The 13,942-nt window shown below is 56.5% G+C and carries 11 protein-coding genes, 4 tRNA genes and 2 rRNA genes (1 of these 17 running past the window's edge); all 17 read right to left on the bottom strand.

What is annotated here, in order from left to right:
* Positions 1–33 precede the first annotated feature (33 nt).
* Positions 34–4,107, bottom strand: coding sequence for a DNA-directed RNA polymerase subunit beta (rpoB, locus tag QQ992_RS02545; protein WP_016715871.1), 4,074 nt, complete (start codon positions 4,105–4,107; stop codon positions 34–36).
* A gap of 220 nt (positions 4,108–4,327) precedes the next feature.
* On the bottom strand, positions 4,328–4,693 hold the full coding sequence (rplL, locus tag QQ992_RS02540) for a 50S ribosomal protein L7/L12 (RefSeq protein ID WP_003255496.1): 366 nt from the start codon (positions 4,691–4,693) through the stop codon (positions 4,328–4,330).
* A gap of 77 nt (positions 4,694–4,770) precedes the next feature.
* Positions 4,771–5,271: a 50S ribosomal protein L10 gene (rplJ, locus tag QQ992_RS02535; RefSeq protein ID WP_286112141.1), complete on the bottom strand. Its 501-nt coding sequence runs from the start codon at positions 5,269–5,271 to the stop codon at positions 4,771–4,773.
* A gap of 197 nt (positions 5,272–5,468) precedes the next feature.
* Complete coding sequence (rplA, locus tag QQ992_RS02530) at positions 5,469–6,164, bottom strand: 50S ribosomal protein L1 (RefSeq protein WP_060501592.1); 696 nt, start codon at positions 6,162–6,164, stop codon at positions 5,469–5,471.
* Positions 6,164–6,595: a 50S ribosomal protein L11 gene (gene rplK, locus QQ992_RS02525; protein WP_003255500.1), complete on the bottom strand. Its 432-nt coding sequence runs from the start codon at positions 6,593–6,595 to the stop codon at positions 6,164–6,166. The genes rplA and rplK overlap by 1 nt, the downstream gene beginning before the upstream one ends.
* A gap of 119 nt (positions 6,596–6,714) precedes the next feature.
* Positions 6,715–7,248 carry a transcription termination/antitermination protein NusG gene (gene nusG / locus QQ992_RS02520; protein ID WP_003255501.1) on the bottom strand — a complete coding sequence of 178 codons (534 nt, stop codon included), beginning with the start codon at positions 7,246–7,248 and terminating at the stop codon, positions 6,715–6,717.
* Positions 7,249–7,257: 9 nt separating this feature from the next.
* Complete coding sequence (gene secE, locus QQ992_RS02515; protein ID WP_003255502.1) at positions 7,258–7,626, bottom strand: preprotein translocase subunit SecE; 369 nt, start codon at positions 7,624–7,626, stop codon at positions 7,258–7,260.
* A 44-nt stretch (positions 7,627–7,670) separates the two neighbouring features.
* Positions 7,671–7,746, bottom strand: a tRNA-Trp gene (locus QQ992_RS02510).
* A gap of 54 nt (positions 7,747–7,800) precedes the next feature.
* On the bottom strand, positions 7,801–8,994 hold the full coding sequence (gene tuf, locus QQ992_RS02505; RefSeq protein ID WP_010951775.1) for an elongation factor Tu: 1,194 nt from the start codon (positions 8,992–8,994) through the stop codon (positions 7,801–7,803).
* 78 nt (positions 8,995–9,072) lie between these two features.
* A tRNA-Thr gene (locus tag QQ992_RS02500) sits at positions 9,073–9,148 on the bottom strand.
* Between the two features lie 29 nt (positions 9,149–9,177).
* Positions 9,178–9,251, bottom strand: a tRNA-Gly gene (locus tag QQ992_RS02495).
* Positions 9,252–9,275: 24 nt separating this feature from the next.
* Positions 9,276–9,359: transfer RNA gene (locus QQ992_RS02490), tRNA-Tyr, on the bottom strand.
* Positions 9,360–9,512: 153 nt separating this feature from the next.
* Positions 9,513–9,938, bottom strand: coding sequence for a hypothetical protein (locus tag QQ992_RS02485; protein ID WP_286112140.1), 426 nt, complete (start codon positions 9,936–9,938; stop codon positions 9,513–9,515).
* Positions 9,939–9,945: 7 nt separating this feature from the next.
* Positions 9,946–10,695 (bottom strand): pantothenate kinase, encoded by a 750-nt coding sequence (locus QQ992_RS02480; protein WP_274081807.1) that lies wholly within the window; start codon positions 10,693–10,695, stop codon positions 9,946–9,948.
* Positions 10,685–11,644, bottom strand: coding sequence for a bifunctional biotin--[acetyl-CoA-carboxylase] ligase/biotin operon repressor BirA (birA, locus tag QQ992_RS02475; RefSeq protein ID WP_286112139.1), 960 nt, complete (start codon positions 11,642–11,644; stop codon positions 10,685–10,687). Before birA ends, QQ992_RS02480 begins: the two co-directional genes overlap by 11 nt.
* Before the next feature lie 282 nt (positions 11,645–11,926).
* Positions 11,927–12,042: ribosomal RNA gene (gene rrf, locus QQ992_RS02470) — 5S ribosomal RNA — on the bottom strand.
* Between the two features lie 131 nt (positions 12,043–12,173).
* Positions 12,174–13,942, bottom strand: a 23S ribosomal RNA gene (locus QQ992_RS02465) (it continues 1,123 nt past the right edge of the window).

The raw sequence follows: 13,942 nt of genomic DNA, 5'->3' as shown, positions 1-13,942 counted from the left end.
CATTACCTGCCCCACTCCCCTTCGCGTCACGTGTTATTCGGTTTCCAGATCGATATCGATACCGAGCGAACGGATCTCTTTGATCAACACGTTGAAGGACTCGGGCATGCCCGGCTCCATACGGTGATCGCCATCCACGATGTTTTTGTACATCTTGGTACGGCCGTTCACGTCGTCCGACTTCACTGTGAGCATTTCTTGCAGGGTGTATGCCGCGCCGTATGCTTCCAGCGCCCACACTTCCATCTCCCCGAAACGCTGACCACCGAACTGCGCCTTACCACCCAGCGGCTGCTGGGTAACCAGGCTGTAGGAACCAGTGGAACGCGCGTGCATCTTGTCGTCCACCAAGTGGTTCAGCTTGAGCATGTACATGTAACCAACGGTCACAGGACGCTCGAACTTGTTGCCGGTACGGCCATCGAACAGCACCATCTGGCCGCTTTCTGGCAGGTCAGCCAGTTTCAGCATGGCCTTGATCTCACGCTCTTTGGCACCGTCGAAGACCGGGGTAGCCATCGGCACGCCTTTCTTCAGGTTGTGGGCCAGAGCCAGGATCTCTGCGTCGGTGAACTCTTCGAGGTTTTCCTGACGACCACCGATCTCGTTGTAGACCTCGGTCAGGAACACGCGCAGTTCAGCTGCTTTGCGCTGCTCTTCGAGCATGCGGTCGATCTTCTCGCCCAGCCCCTTGGCCGCCAGGCCCAGGTGGGTTTCGAGGATCTGACCAACGTTCATACGCGAAGGTACGCCCAGCGGGTTCAGTACGACGTCGACCGGAGTACCGTTGGCATCGTGCGGCATGTCTTCGACCGGCATGATGACCGAGACAACACCCTTGTTACCGTGACGACCGGCCATCTTGTCACCCGGCTGGATGCGACGGCGGATTGCCAGGTAGACCTTGACGATCTTCAGTACGCCCGGTGCCAGGTCATCGCCCTGCTGCAGCTTGCGCTTCTTGTCTTCGAACTTGTCGTCCAGCAGACGGCGACGGTCGACGATGTACTGCTGAGCCTTTTCCAGCTGCTCGTTCAGTGCATCTTCAGCCATGCGCAGTTTGAACCACTGGCCGTGCTCCAGACCGTCCAGCACTTCGTCAGTGATCACGGTGCCTTTCTTCAGGCCCGCGCCACCGTCGACCACCTGACCGTTCAGGGCAGAACGCAGACGCTCGAAGGTTGCGCCTTCGACGATGCGGAACTCTTCGTTGAGGTCCTTGCGGATCTCGTCCAGCTGCATCTTCTCGATGGCCAGGGCGCGGCTGTCGCGCTCTACGCCATCACGGGTGAAGACCTGTACGTCGATGACGGTACCCTTGGTGCCGGTTGGCACACGCAGGGAGGTGTCCTTAACGTCGCTGGCCTTCTCACCGAAGATTGCGCGCAGCAGTTTTTCTTCCGGAGTCAGCTGGGTTTCGCCTTTTGGCGTGACCTTGCCAACCAGGATGTCACCAGCGCCGACTTCGGCACCCACGTAGACGATACCGGCTTCGTCCAGTTTGTTCAGTGCAGCTTCACCCACGTTCGGGATGTCCGCAGTGATTTCCTCTGGGCCAAGCTTGGTGTCACGCGCCACACAGGTCAGTTCCTGGATGTGGATGGTGGTGAAGCGGTCTTCCTGAACCACACGCTCGGACAGGCAGATGGAGTCTTCGAAGTTGAAGCCGTTCCACGCCATGAACGCGATGCGCATGTTCTGACCCAGTGCCAGCTCACCCATGTCGGTGGACGGGCCGTCGGCCATGATGTCGCCACGCTGAACCTTGTCGCCCTTGCTCACCAGCGGACGCTGGTTGATGCAGGTGTTCTGGTTCGAACGGGTGTACTTGGTCAGGTTGTAGATATCCACACCTGCTTCGCCGGTTTCCACTTCGTCGTCGGCAACGCGAACAACGATACGGCTGGCGTCGACCGAGTCGATCACACCACCACGGCGAGCAACCACGCAGACACCGGAGTCACGGGCAACGTTGCGCTCCATGCCAGTACCTACCAGCGGCTTGTCGGCACGCAGGGTTGGTACAGCCTGACGCTGCATGTTCGAACCCATCAATGCACGGTTGGCGTCGTCGTGCTCGAGGAACGGAATCAGCGACGCAGCAACGGAAACAACCTGCTTCGGCGAAACGTCCATCAGGGTGACGTCTTCCGGCGCCTTGACGGTGAATTCGTTCAGGTGACGAACCGCTACCAGCTCATCGATCAGTTGCTTCTTCTCGTTCATCGCGGCCGAAGCCTGGGCGATGACGTGATCGGCTTCTTCGATGGCCGACAGGAACACGATGTCGTCGCTGACAACGCCTTCCTTCACCACGCGGTACGGGCTTTCCAGGAAGCCGTACTGGTTGGTGCGGGCATAGGCTGCCAGGGAGTTGATCAGACCGATGTTCGGACCTTCAGGGGTCTCGATCGGGCACACACGGCCGTAGTGGGTCGGGTGTACGTCTCGGACTTCGAAGCCGGCACGCTCACGGGTCAGACCGCCAGGGCCGAGTGCAGAGACACGGCGCTTGTGGGTGATCTCGGAGAGCGGGTTGTTCTGGTCCATGAACTGGGACAGCTGGCTGGAACCGAAGAACTCTTTCACCGCCGCCGCAACCGGCTTGGCGTTGATCAGGTCTTGCGGCATCAGGCCTTCGCTTTCCGCCATCGACAGGCGTTCCTTGACCGCGCGCTCTACACGCACCAGGCCAACGCGGAACTGGTTCTCGGCCATTTCACCAACGCAACGTACGCGACGGTTACCGAGGTGGTCGATGTCGTCGACGATGCCTTTGCCGTTACGGATATCGACCAGGGTCTTCAGAACCTCGACGATGTCTTCCTTGCTCAGCACGCCCGAACCTTCGATCTCGGTACGACCGATACGACGGTTGAACTTCATGCGACCAACGGCGGACAGGTCGTAACGCTCGGCGCTGAAGAACAGGTTGTTGAACAGGGTCTCGGCTGCATCCTTGGTTGGCGGCTCGCCTGGACGCATCATGCGGTAGATCTCGACCAGAGCTTCCAGCTGGTTGCTGGTGGTGTCGATCTTCAGGGTGTCGGAGATGAACGGACCGCAATCGATGTCGTTGGTGTACAGGGTCTCGATACGGACAACCTGTGCCTTGGCGACCTTGATCAGCAGTTCGGTGGTCATCTCGGTGTTGCATTCGGCCAGGATCTCGCCGGTAGCCGGATGCACAATGGCCTTGGCGGTAGTGCGGCCCAGGACGTATTCCATTGGAACGTCCAGCTGCTTGACGCCGGCTTTTTCGAGCTGGTTGATGTGGCGCGCGGTAATACGGCGGCCTTGCTCGACGATGACTTTGCCGGTTTCGTCATGGATGTCCATGACTGCAACTTCACCACGCAGACGTTGAGGCACCAGTTCCAGGCTGAGTTTTTCGCCGGAAATGTGGAACACGTTGGTGGTGTAGAAGGTGTTCAGCACTTCTTCAGTGCTGTAGCCCAGGGCGCGCAGCAGCACCGAAGCCGGCAGTTTGCGGCGGCGGTCGATACGCACGAACACGCAGTCCTTCGGGTCGAACTCGAAGTCCAGCCAGGAGCCGCGGTAAGGGATGATGCGAGCGGAGTACAGCAGCTTGCCGGAGCTGTGGGTCTTGCCACGGTCGTGGTCGAAGAACACACCAGGCGAACGGTGCAGCTGGGAAACGATCACACGCTCGGTACCGTTGATAACGAAGGTACCGTTCTCAGTCATCAGGGGGATTTCACCCATGTAGACTTCTTGCTCTTTGATGTCCTTGATCGCTTTGTTCGACGATTCCTTGTCGAAGATGATCAGGCGCACCTTGACCCGCAGTGGGACCGCGAAGGTCACGCCACGCAGGACACATTCCTTCACATCGAAGGCCGGTTCGCCCAGGCGATAGCCTACGTACTCCAGGGCAGCATTGCCGGAGTAGCTGATGATCGGGAATACCGATTTGAAGGCCGCGTGCAGGCCGACGTCGCGGAACTGATCCTTGGATGCTCCCGCTTGCAGGAATTCGCGATACGAATCCAGCTGGATGGCCAGGAGGTAAGGCACATCCATGACGTCCGGCAACTTGCTAAAGTCCTTGCGGATACGTTTTTTCTCAGTGTATGAGTAAGCCATCAGCGTTCCCCAGCTTGGTCACCTGCTTGTTTGGCTTCTCCCGGCGGGAGCAGCCAGAAAATCGTGCAAACCCCTTGGTTTGCGCCACCCACATGGGTGTCTTGCAGCTTGTTATCGGGGCCGGCCTAACCGACCACCAATAACGGAAAAAGGCCGGTGGCGTAAGCCACCAGCCATCAGCCCTTCGCTTAACGCTCAGGCTGGCATCGCAAGGTCGAGATTACTTCAGCTCGACTTTAGCGCCTGCTTCTTCCAGCTTCTTCTTAGCGTCTTCAGCGGCTTCTTTCGAAACGCCTTCAGCTACAACCTGAGGAGCGCCATCGACTTTCTCTTTGGCTTCTTTCAGGCCCAGACCGGTCAGTTCGCGAACGGCTTTGATCACGTTCACTTTCTTGTCGCCGGCTTCAACCAGAACAACGTTGAACTCGGTCTGCTCTTCAACAACGGCAGCAGCAGCAGCTGGGCCAGCAGCGGCAACAGCAGCGGTAACGCCGAAGGTTTCTTCCATTGCTTTGATCAGCTCAACAACTTCCAGAACGGTTTTCTGGCCGATTGCTTCGATGATTTGTTCGTTAGTCAGAGACATGACTTAAATCCTGTATTGGGGTGACAGCCTACGCAGCCATCAAATTAAACGTATGATTTTGAAAGAGTTCGCGCGCCTTAGACGGCGGTAGCTTCTTTCTGGTCGCGAATGGCTGCCAGAGTACGAGCCAGCTTGCTGGTGGCGCCTTGGATCACGCTCATCAGTTTTGCGATAGCTTCGTCGCGGGTCGGCAGGGTAGCCAACACGTCGATCTGGTTCGCTGCAATGAAATTGCCGTCAAACGCAGCTGCCTTGATCTCGAACTTGTCCTGACCCTTGGCGAACTCTTTGAACAGACGAGCAGCAGCGCCCGGGTGTTCGTTGGAGAAAGCAATCAGGGTCGGGCCTTTGAACGCGTCGTTGAGGATCGAAAATTCGGTGCCTTCAACAGCGCGCTTCAGCAGGGTGTTACGTACAACACGTACGTAGACGCCAGCTTCGCGGGCCTCTTTACGGAGTCCGGTCATTGCGCTTACAGTCACACCACGGGCATCAGCCACGACAGCGGACAGAGCGACTTTGGCAGCCTCGTTGACTTCAGCGACGATGGCCTTCTTGTCTTCGAGTTTAATTGCCACGGGTTTACTCCTGGTTTTTACCGTTTCATCTGGCCGAAGCCGGATGTCGTTTTGGTGTCTGATTCGGTAACGAATCGGGAGCACCATCTGCGTGGGCTGGTGTTTTAAGGCTTGCGCCGCCTACGGTCTTGGATAGCCCCCGCCAGGCAGGGACCCCAATTTTTGCTGGTGGCGTGACAGGTCACGCCACCATGTTCTTACACGTTCAGCGAGCTCTGATCGATGACCAGACCTGGGCCCATGGTGGTGCTCAGGGTAACGCGCTTGACGTAGATACCTTTCGAAGAAGCTGGCTTGATACGCTTCAGGTCAGCGATCAGGGCTTCAACGTTTTCCTTCAGCTTGCCAGCTTCAAAGCCGATCTTGCCAACGGAGGTGTGGATGATACCGTTTTTGTCGGTACGGTAGCGAACCTGACCAGCCTTGGCGTTTTTCACGGCAGTGGCTACGTCTGGAGTTACGGTACCGACTTTCGGGTTAGGCATCAGGCCGCGAGGACCCAGAACCTGACCCAGCTGACCTACAACGCGCATGGCATCAGGCGATGCGATGACGACGTCATAGTTCAGGTCGCCGCCTTTCATTTCGGCAGCCAGGTCGTCCATACCTACGCGGTCAGCGCCGGCAGCCAGAGCAGCTTCAGCAGCTGGACCCTGGGTGAAGACAGCAACGCGAACGGTCTTGCCAGTGCCGTGTGGCAGCACAGTAGCGCTACGTACGACCTGGTCGGATTTACGCGGGTCAACACCGAGGTTAACGGCGATGTCGTAGGACTCTACGAACTTGGCAGCAGGCAGCGAGGCCAGCAGAGTTGCCGCTTCTTCGAAGTTGTAGGCCTTGCCTGCTTCGATTTTCTCGGCGATTGCCTTTTGGCGTTTGGTCAGCTTAGCCATTACACACCCTCCACGTTCAGGCCCATGCTGCGGGCAGAGCCAGCGATGGTGCGTACAGCAGCGTCCAGGTCAGCGGCAGTCAGGTCAGCCTGTTTGGCTTTCGCGATGTCTTCCAGCTGAGCACGGGTCACGGTACCGACTTTAACGGTGTTCGGGCGAGCCGAACCACTGGTCAGGCCAGCAGCTTTCTTCAGCAGAACCGAGGCAGGGGTGCTCTTGGTCTCGAAAGTGAAGCTACGGTCGCTGTAAACAGTGATGATCACAGGAGTCGGCAGGCCGGCTTCTTGACCCTGGGTACGGGCGTTGAAGGCCTTGCAGAATTCCATGATGTTCACACCGTGTTGACCCAGTGCTGGACCAACGGGTGGGCTTGGGTTGGCCTGGCCGGCCTTAACTTGCAGCTTGATGTAAGCCTGAATCTTCTTAGCCATGAGCTACTCCAAAATCGGGTACGAACGCCTGTTGGCTCCCCGGATGACTTGCGTTTTATCCCAGTGACGACAAAACCCCGCAGCACACAGGGCTGCGGGGTATGGGATGCTTCGTCCGCCTAGACCTTTTCGACCTGGCTGAACTCGAGCTCTACCGGGGTAGAGCGACCGAAAATGAGCACTGCAACCTGCAGACGGCTCTTCTCGTAGTTAACCTCTTCGACACTACCATTGAAGTCAGCGAACGGACCGTCAATGACTCGAACCACTTCACCTGGCTCGAACAGCGTCTTCGGCTTCGGCTTGTCGCTACCGTCGGCAACGCGACGCAGGATAGCCTCAGCTTCTTTATCGGTGATCGGCGCAGGCTTGTCTGCAGTGCCACCAATAAAGCCCATCACACGAGGGGTATCCTTGACCAAGTGCCAAGTCCCTTCGTTCATCTCCATCTGGACCAATACATAGCCAGGGAAGAATTTACGCTCACTCTTGCGCTTCTGGCCGTTGCGCATTTCGACGACTTCTTCGGTCGGAACCAGGATCTCGCCGAAACCGTCTTCCATGCCAGCCAGCTTGACGCGCTCGATCAGGGAGCGCATTACATGCTTCTCGTAACCCGAGTAAGCATGCACAACATACCAACGCTTAGCCACGGGACACCTTTAGCCAACGATCAAGGAGACCGCCCAGCCGAGCAGGGAATCGAGCCCCCACAGCAGCAGTGCCATAACCAGCACGACAGCCACGACAATCAGCGTGGTCTGGGTGGTTTCCTGGCGGGTCGGCCACACGACTTTACGAATCTCGGTACGAGCTTCCTTCGCCAGCGCAAAGAACGACTTGCCCTTCGCAGTCTGCAGAGCTACAAAGCCCGCGACAGCAGCCAGGACGAGAAGTACGAGAACGCGATACAGGATTGGAGAGGCGGAGTAATATTGATTACCCACAACACCAACAACCACCAAAGCCACTACAGCCAGCCACTTGAACAGATCAAAACGCGATTCTTGGGCTTCAGTTTTGGGAGTCATCGAGGAGGATCCTGTGAGAAGAAAGCCATCACACCGAAGTGAAATGGCAGGTCAGGAGGGAATCGAACCCCCAACCTACGGTTTTGGAGACCGTCGCTCTGCCAATTGAGCTACTGACCTGTAACGCTGTATCAGGCCGGCCATTATACCGGCCTGATCAAGTAAATCAACTACTTATTCAATAATTTTTGCTACGACACCGGCGCCGACGGTACGACCGCCTTCACGGATAGCGAAGCGCAGACCGTCTTCCATTGCGATGGTCTTGATCAGGGTAACAGTCATCTGAATGTTGTCACCTGGCATTACCATTTCAACGCCTTCCGGCAGTTCGCAGTTACCGGTCACGTCAGTGGTACGGAAGTAGAACTGAGGACGGTAGCCTTTGAAGAACGGAGTGTGACGACCGCCTTCTTCCTTCGACAGAACGTAAACTTCTGCGGTGAACTTGGTGTGCGGCTTGACCGAACCTGGCTTGACCAGAACCTGACCACGCTCAACGTCGTCACGCTTGGTGCCACGCAGCAGAACGCCGCAGTTCTCGCCAGCACGACCTTCGTCCAGCAGCTTGCGGAACATCTCAACACCGGTGCAGGTGGTGGTGGTGGTGTCACGCAGACCAACGATTTCCAGTGGGTCCTGAACGCGAACGATACCACGCTCGATACGACCGGTAACAACGGTACCACGACCCGAGATCGAGAATACGTCTTCGATCGGCATCAGGAACGGCTGGTCGATGGCACGAACTGGCTCAGGGATGTAGGCATCCAGAGTCTCTACCAGCTTCTTGACAGCGGTAGTACCCATTTCGTTGTCGTCTTTGCCTTCCAGGGCCATACGAGCGGAACCGATGATGATCGGAGTGTCGTCACCTGGGAAGTCGTAGGTGGACAGCAGGTCGCGAACTTCCATCTCGACCAGTTCCAGCAGCTCAGCGTCGTCTACCAGGTCAGCCTTGTTCAGGAAGACCACGATGTACGGAACGCCTACCTGACGGGACAGCAGGATGTGCTCACGGGTTTGTGGCATCGGACCATCGGCGGCCGAGCAAACCAGGATCGCGCCGTCCATCTGGGCAGCACCGGTGATCATGTTCTTCACGTAGTCAGCGTGACCTGGGCAGTCAACGTGAGCGTAGTGACGAATGTTCGAGTTGTACTCGACGTGAGCGGTGTTGATGGTGATACCGCGCGCTTTTTCTTCCGGAGCCGAGTCGATCTTGTCGAACTCAACGACTGCCGAACCGAAAACTTCGGAGCAGACGCGAGTCAGAGCTGCGGTCAGAGTGGTCTTACCGTGGTCAACGTGGCCGATAGTGCCGACGTTAACGTGGGGAAGGGAACGATCAAACTTTTCCTTAGCCATCGATACAATCCTCCGCAGAAGAAATAGTCTTGCGCTGATAAAACAAAGGCAGATATTTTCATATCTGCCTTGTTTATATGGAGCTCTTGAGCGGATTTGAACCGCTGACCTCACCCTTACCAAGGGTGTGCTCTACCAACTGAGCTACAAGAGCGAAACACTTTGCGCAAAATCCGGCAAACTTGGAGCGGGTAGCGGGAATCGAACCCGCATCATCAGCTTGGAAGGCTGAGGTTCTACCACTAAACTATACCCGCGGAGCTTGCGGCTCTCGCTAAAACTGGTGGAGGGAGAAGGATTCGAACCTTCGAAGCTCTCGCAACGGATTTACAGTCCGTCCCCTTTGACCGCTCGGGAATCCCTCCAGATGTGGCCGGCATTCTATTTGTCTGCCGTCCTAGTGTCAAGCGTTTTTTTCAAATTTTTTCAATCAAATCTGAAACTTAGCTGCTTTGACACCGCTTCCAGTTCTACCACCTGAGTGGTGTTCCCTGTGAAGCGGGCGCCATTCTATCAAGCTATTCGCCAGTTGCAATACCCTGGCAGAAAATAATTTTATGTTTTAAGTCTTTGAAATCATTGGAAAGAGCTGAGAGCACCGTTTGGTCCAGCAAACGCTCGCTTTCCGGTGCAACCTTGAGCCAGCGCCCATCTGCCCCCGGCAGCTGCCCCAGCACTGGCAACGTCGCAATATCCAGGCTCAAGAGGCGCTGACGCAGCGCATCCAGCTGCCCCTGCCCCATTACCCCACCCACTACCAAGCATTCATCACGACGCTTGGGCGGCGCCGACACGCCGGTTTCACGCAGCAGACGGATTTCTTGCTGATTCCCCTTGTACAGAGACAGCGGGGCGACTTCCTTGACCTTCAGCGGGGCTTCCTGCTGGTGCCACACGTAATAGAAGAGGTTGAGCACCAGTAACAGCAGAAACAACCAACGCATAGGCACCTCAATCCAATGGGCAGGCCATGGCCAGGCCAACGAAAACCAGGTCTGGCACAACACGCGCCTGGGGCACAGCCTCCCTTACCAGTGGCGCATCACCCCCAGTGAGAAATACCGTGAACGTGTCCCCCCACAGCGCACGCGCCTGATCAAGCTGGGTGCGCGCAAAACCCTGGAGCATCAACACACAACCGCGCTCGACCGCTTCGACGGTTGAGCGCCCGGGCGACAAACTGGTCAATGCGCGCTCGGCAGAGGCATCGTCATAGCGGATACGCCGGGTATGGGTGCGCAGCTGGCTACGCATCAAAGGCATGCCCGGGCAGATGTAACCACCCAGATGCTCACCATCCGCTGCAACGAAGTCCGCTTTTGCAGCAGTGCCCAGGTCAATGACCAGACACGCGCCCTTTGCCAGGTGAAATGCACCCAGCGCAGCCAGCCAACGATCCATACCCAGACGCTGATAATCGTCATAGCCATTGCGCACGCCGGCCATTTCCTGCGCCGGATGCGCAACACGCGCCTGAACGGTAAACGCCTGGGCAATCAATGAACACAGCGCATCGGTTTCTTCCTCGCTGCGCACACTGACAATGCGACAGCCCGTAAGACGCACCGAAGCCAACGCAGCCACTTCAGCGAGCAACGCCTGATCGGAGTCGACGATCCCGCCACCTTCAATGACTGCATCAGCGGCATGGATTACCCGCCACTTGATGAAGCTGTTACCGCAATCGAGCTCAAGAATCATCACGCAACCTCAAACTGAGCTCACCACCACTGAAGCTCTTTTCCACTCCGTCCACCTCAAGGCGCAAGCCACCCTGCCCATCGACGCCGAGAACCACACCATCAATATGCGTGCTGCCAGCAACCAGCGAAACATTGCGCCCCTGCCAAAGGTGCGCCTGCTCCCATTCTTCCAGGAATGCTGCAAATCCGTAGCGACGATGCCGTGCCAATTCATGCTGCAGCTGCTGACTGAGCGATGCCACCAAGTGATTGCGATCAATTGTCGCACCCACCTCACGCCGCATCGAGGTCCACTGCTGGTCGACCTTATCGTTCACCTGCATGTTCACATTGATACCGATACCCAGCACCACATGGCAGACATCAGCAGGGTCGCCCACCAGCTCCAGGAGAATGCCGGTAATCTTCTGCCCGCGAACCAGCACATCGTTGGGCCATTTGAGTCCTACCTCTTTTACGCCGAACGCCTGCAGGGTGCGCATTACGGCCAATCCCACCACCAGGCTCAAACCTTCGAGCTGACGCATGCCGCCATCCACTCGCAATACAAGGCTGTAATAGAGGTTCTCGGCGAATGGGCTGATCCATTGACGGCCACGCCGGCCGCGGCCGGCACTCTGCCGCTCGGCCAGTACGATAAACGGAGCTACCTGCCCTTGGCCGGCAAGCCGCAGACCTTCTGCATTGGTCGAATCAATCGATTCGTGGATGAACACTGGCCACTGCTCGCCTTCGGCATAACCGGCGATTGCCTGTGATTCGAGCAAGGCGAGCGGTGCCGCCAGCTGATAGCCGCGCCCACGAACCTTGTGAATGGTGAGGTTCAGTTCACTCTCCAGGTGCTGCAGCTGCTTCCAAACGGCACTGCGACTCACCCCGAGGGCTGCCCCCAGGGCTTCACCGGAATGGAACCGGCCATCCTTGAGGAGATTCAACAACTTCAGCATGCCAGTCTCGACTTGGAATAAGGCAGGCATGATAGCCATGGGCTGTTGGCTTGCATAGGAAAAGGGCCTGTAAGTGCGGCCTTGTGTCGCGATCCCTGTGGGGTTCGGCTTTAGCCGCGAAGCAAGCGACGCGGAGGATGGCACCGGCTTTGCCGGTGTTCGCGGCTAAAGCCGCTCCTACAGGGATCTGGGCAAGGCCGAGACTTGCGTGAGCTTGGCTTTTTCGGGCCACAAAGACAAAACCCCTACCTGCATGTGCAGATAGGGGTTTTGCGAAATGAATCTTGACGATGACCTACTCTCACATGGGGAAACCCCACACTACCATCGGCGATGCATCGTTTCACTGCTGAGTTCGGGATGGGATCAGGTGGTTCCAATGCTCTATGGTCGTCAAGAAATTCTGTTGCCAGAAGATCCAGATGGATGCTCTAGCGAATTCGGATATGTGAATTTGTGGTGCGAACTTTCGGTTCGTATCATCTTCACCACCACAATTCGGCTTACGCGCAAATTGCTTGGGTGTTATATGGTCAAGCCTCACGGGCAATTAGTATTGGTTAGCTCAACGCCTCACAGCGCTTACACACCCAACCTATCAACGTCGTAGTCTTCGACGGCCCTTTAGGGGATTCAAGATCCCAGTGAGATCTCATCTTGAGGCAAGTTTCCCGCTTAGATGCTTTCAGCGGTTATCTCTTCCGAACATAGCTACCCGGCAATGCCACTGGCGTGACAACCGGAACACCAGAGGTTCGTCCACTCCGGTCCTCTCGTACTAGGAGCAGCCCCTCTCAAATCTCAAACGTCCACGGCAGATAGGGACCGAACTGTCTCACGACGTTCTAAACCCAGCTCGCGTACCACTTTAAATGGCGAACAGCCATACCCTTGGGACCGGCTTCAGCCCCAGGATGTGATGAGCCGACATCGAGGTGCCAAACACCGCCGTCGATATGAACTCTTGGGCGGTATCAGCCTGTTATCCCCGGAGTACCTTTTATCCGTTGAGCGATGGCCCTTCCATACAGAACCACCGGATCACTAAGACCTACTTTCGTACCTGCTCGACGTGTTTGTCTCGCAGTCAAGCGCGCTTTTGCCTTTATACTCTACGACCGATTTCCGACCGGTCTGAGCGCACCTTCGTACTCCTCCGTTACTCTTTGGGAGGAGACCGCCCCAGTCAAACTACCCACCATACACTGTCCTCGATCCGGATAACGGACCTGAGTTAGAACCTCAAAGTTGCCAGGGTGGTATTTCAAGGATGGCTCCATGAGAACTGGCGTCCCCACTTCAAAGCCTCCCACCTATCCTACACAAGCAAATTCAAAGTCCAGTGCAAAGCTATAGTAAAGGTTCACGGGGTCTTTCCGTCTAGCCGCGGATACACTGCATCTTCACAGCGATTTCAATTTCACTGAGTCTCGGGTGGAGACAGCGCCGCCATCGTTACGCCATTCGTGCAGGTCGGAACTTACCCGACAAGGAATTTCGCTACCTTAGGACCGTTATAGTTACGGCCGCCGTTTACCGGGGCTTCGATCAAGAGCTTCGCTTGCGCTAACCCCATCAATTAACCTTCCGGCACCGGGCAGGCGTCACACCCTATACGTCCACTTTCGTGTTTGCAGAGTGCTGTGTTTTTAATAAACAGTCGCAGCGGCCTGGTATCTTCGACCGGCATGGGCTTACGGAGCAAGTCCTTCACCCTCGCCGGCGCACCTTCTCCCGAAGTTACGGTGCCATTTTGCCTAGTTCCTTCACCCGAGTTCTCTCAAGCGCCTTGGTATTCTCTACCTAACCACCTGTGTCGGTTTGGGGTACGGTTCCCAGTTATCTGAAGCTTAGGAGCTTTTCTTGGAAGCATGGTATCAACCACTTCGTCGCCTAAAGGCAACTCGTCATCAGCTCTCGGCCTTGAAATCCCGGATTTGCCTAAGATTTCAGCCTACCACCTTAAACCTGGACAACCAACGCCAGGCTGGCCTAACCTTCTCCGTCCCTCCATCGCAATAACTGGAAGTACAGGAATATTAACCTGTTTTCCATCGACTACGCTTTTCAGCCTCGCCTTAGGGACCGACTAACCCTGCGTCGATTAACGTTGCGCAGGAAACCTTGGTCTTTCGGCGTGCGAGTTTTTCACTCGCATTGTCGTTACTCATGTCAGCATTCGCACTTCTGATACCTCCAGCAAGCTTCTCAACTCACCTTCACAGGCTTACAGAACGCTCCTCTACCGCATCATCATAAGATGATACCCGTAGCTTCGGTGCATGGTTTGAGCCCCGT

This window comes from Pseudomonas kurunegalensis, assembly GCF_030291635.1.
Classification (GTDB): domain Bacteria; phylum Pseudomonadota; class Gammaproteobacteria; order Pseudomonadales; family Pseudomonadaceae; genus Aquipseudomonas; species Aquipseudomonas monteilii.
This window is presented reverse-complemented; position numbering and strand designations above follow the sequence as displayed.

Coding starts and splice junctions, on each gene's coding strand:
- rpoB (WP_016715871.1), bottom strand. CDS start 4,107: ATGGCTTACTCATACACTGAGAAAAAACGTATCCGCAAGGACTTTAGC.
- rplL (WP_003255496.1), bottom strand. CDS start 4,693: ATGTCTCTGACTAACGAACAAATCATCGAAGCAATCGGCCAGAAAACC.
- rplA (WP_060501592.1), bottom strand. CDS start 6,164: ATGGCTAAGCTGACCAAACGCCAAAAGGCAATCGCCGAGAAAATCGAA.
- rplK (WP_003255500.1), bottom strand. CDS start 6,595: ATGGCTAAGAAGATTCAGGCTTACATCAAGCTGCAAGTTAAGGCCGGC.
- secE (WP_003255502.1), bottom strand. CDS start 7,626: ATGACTCCCAAAACTGAAGCCCAAGAATCGCGTTTTGATCTGTTCAAG.
- tuf (WP_010951775.1), bottom strand. CDS start 8,994: ATGGCTAAGGAAAAGTTTGATCGTTCCCTTCCCCACGTTAACGTCGGC.
- QQ992_RS02485 (WP_286112140.1), bottom strand. CDS start 9,938: ATGCGTTGGTTGTTTCTGCTGTTACTGGTGCTCAACCTCTTCTATTAC.
- QQ992_RS02480 (WP_274081807.1), bottom strand. CDS start 10,695: ATGATTCTTGAGCTCGATTGCGGTAACAGCTTCATCAAGTGGCGGGTA.
- birA (WP_286112139.1), bottom strand. CDS start 11,644: ATGCTGAAGTTGTTGAATCTCCTCAAGGATGGCCGGTTCCATTCCGGT.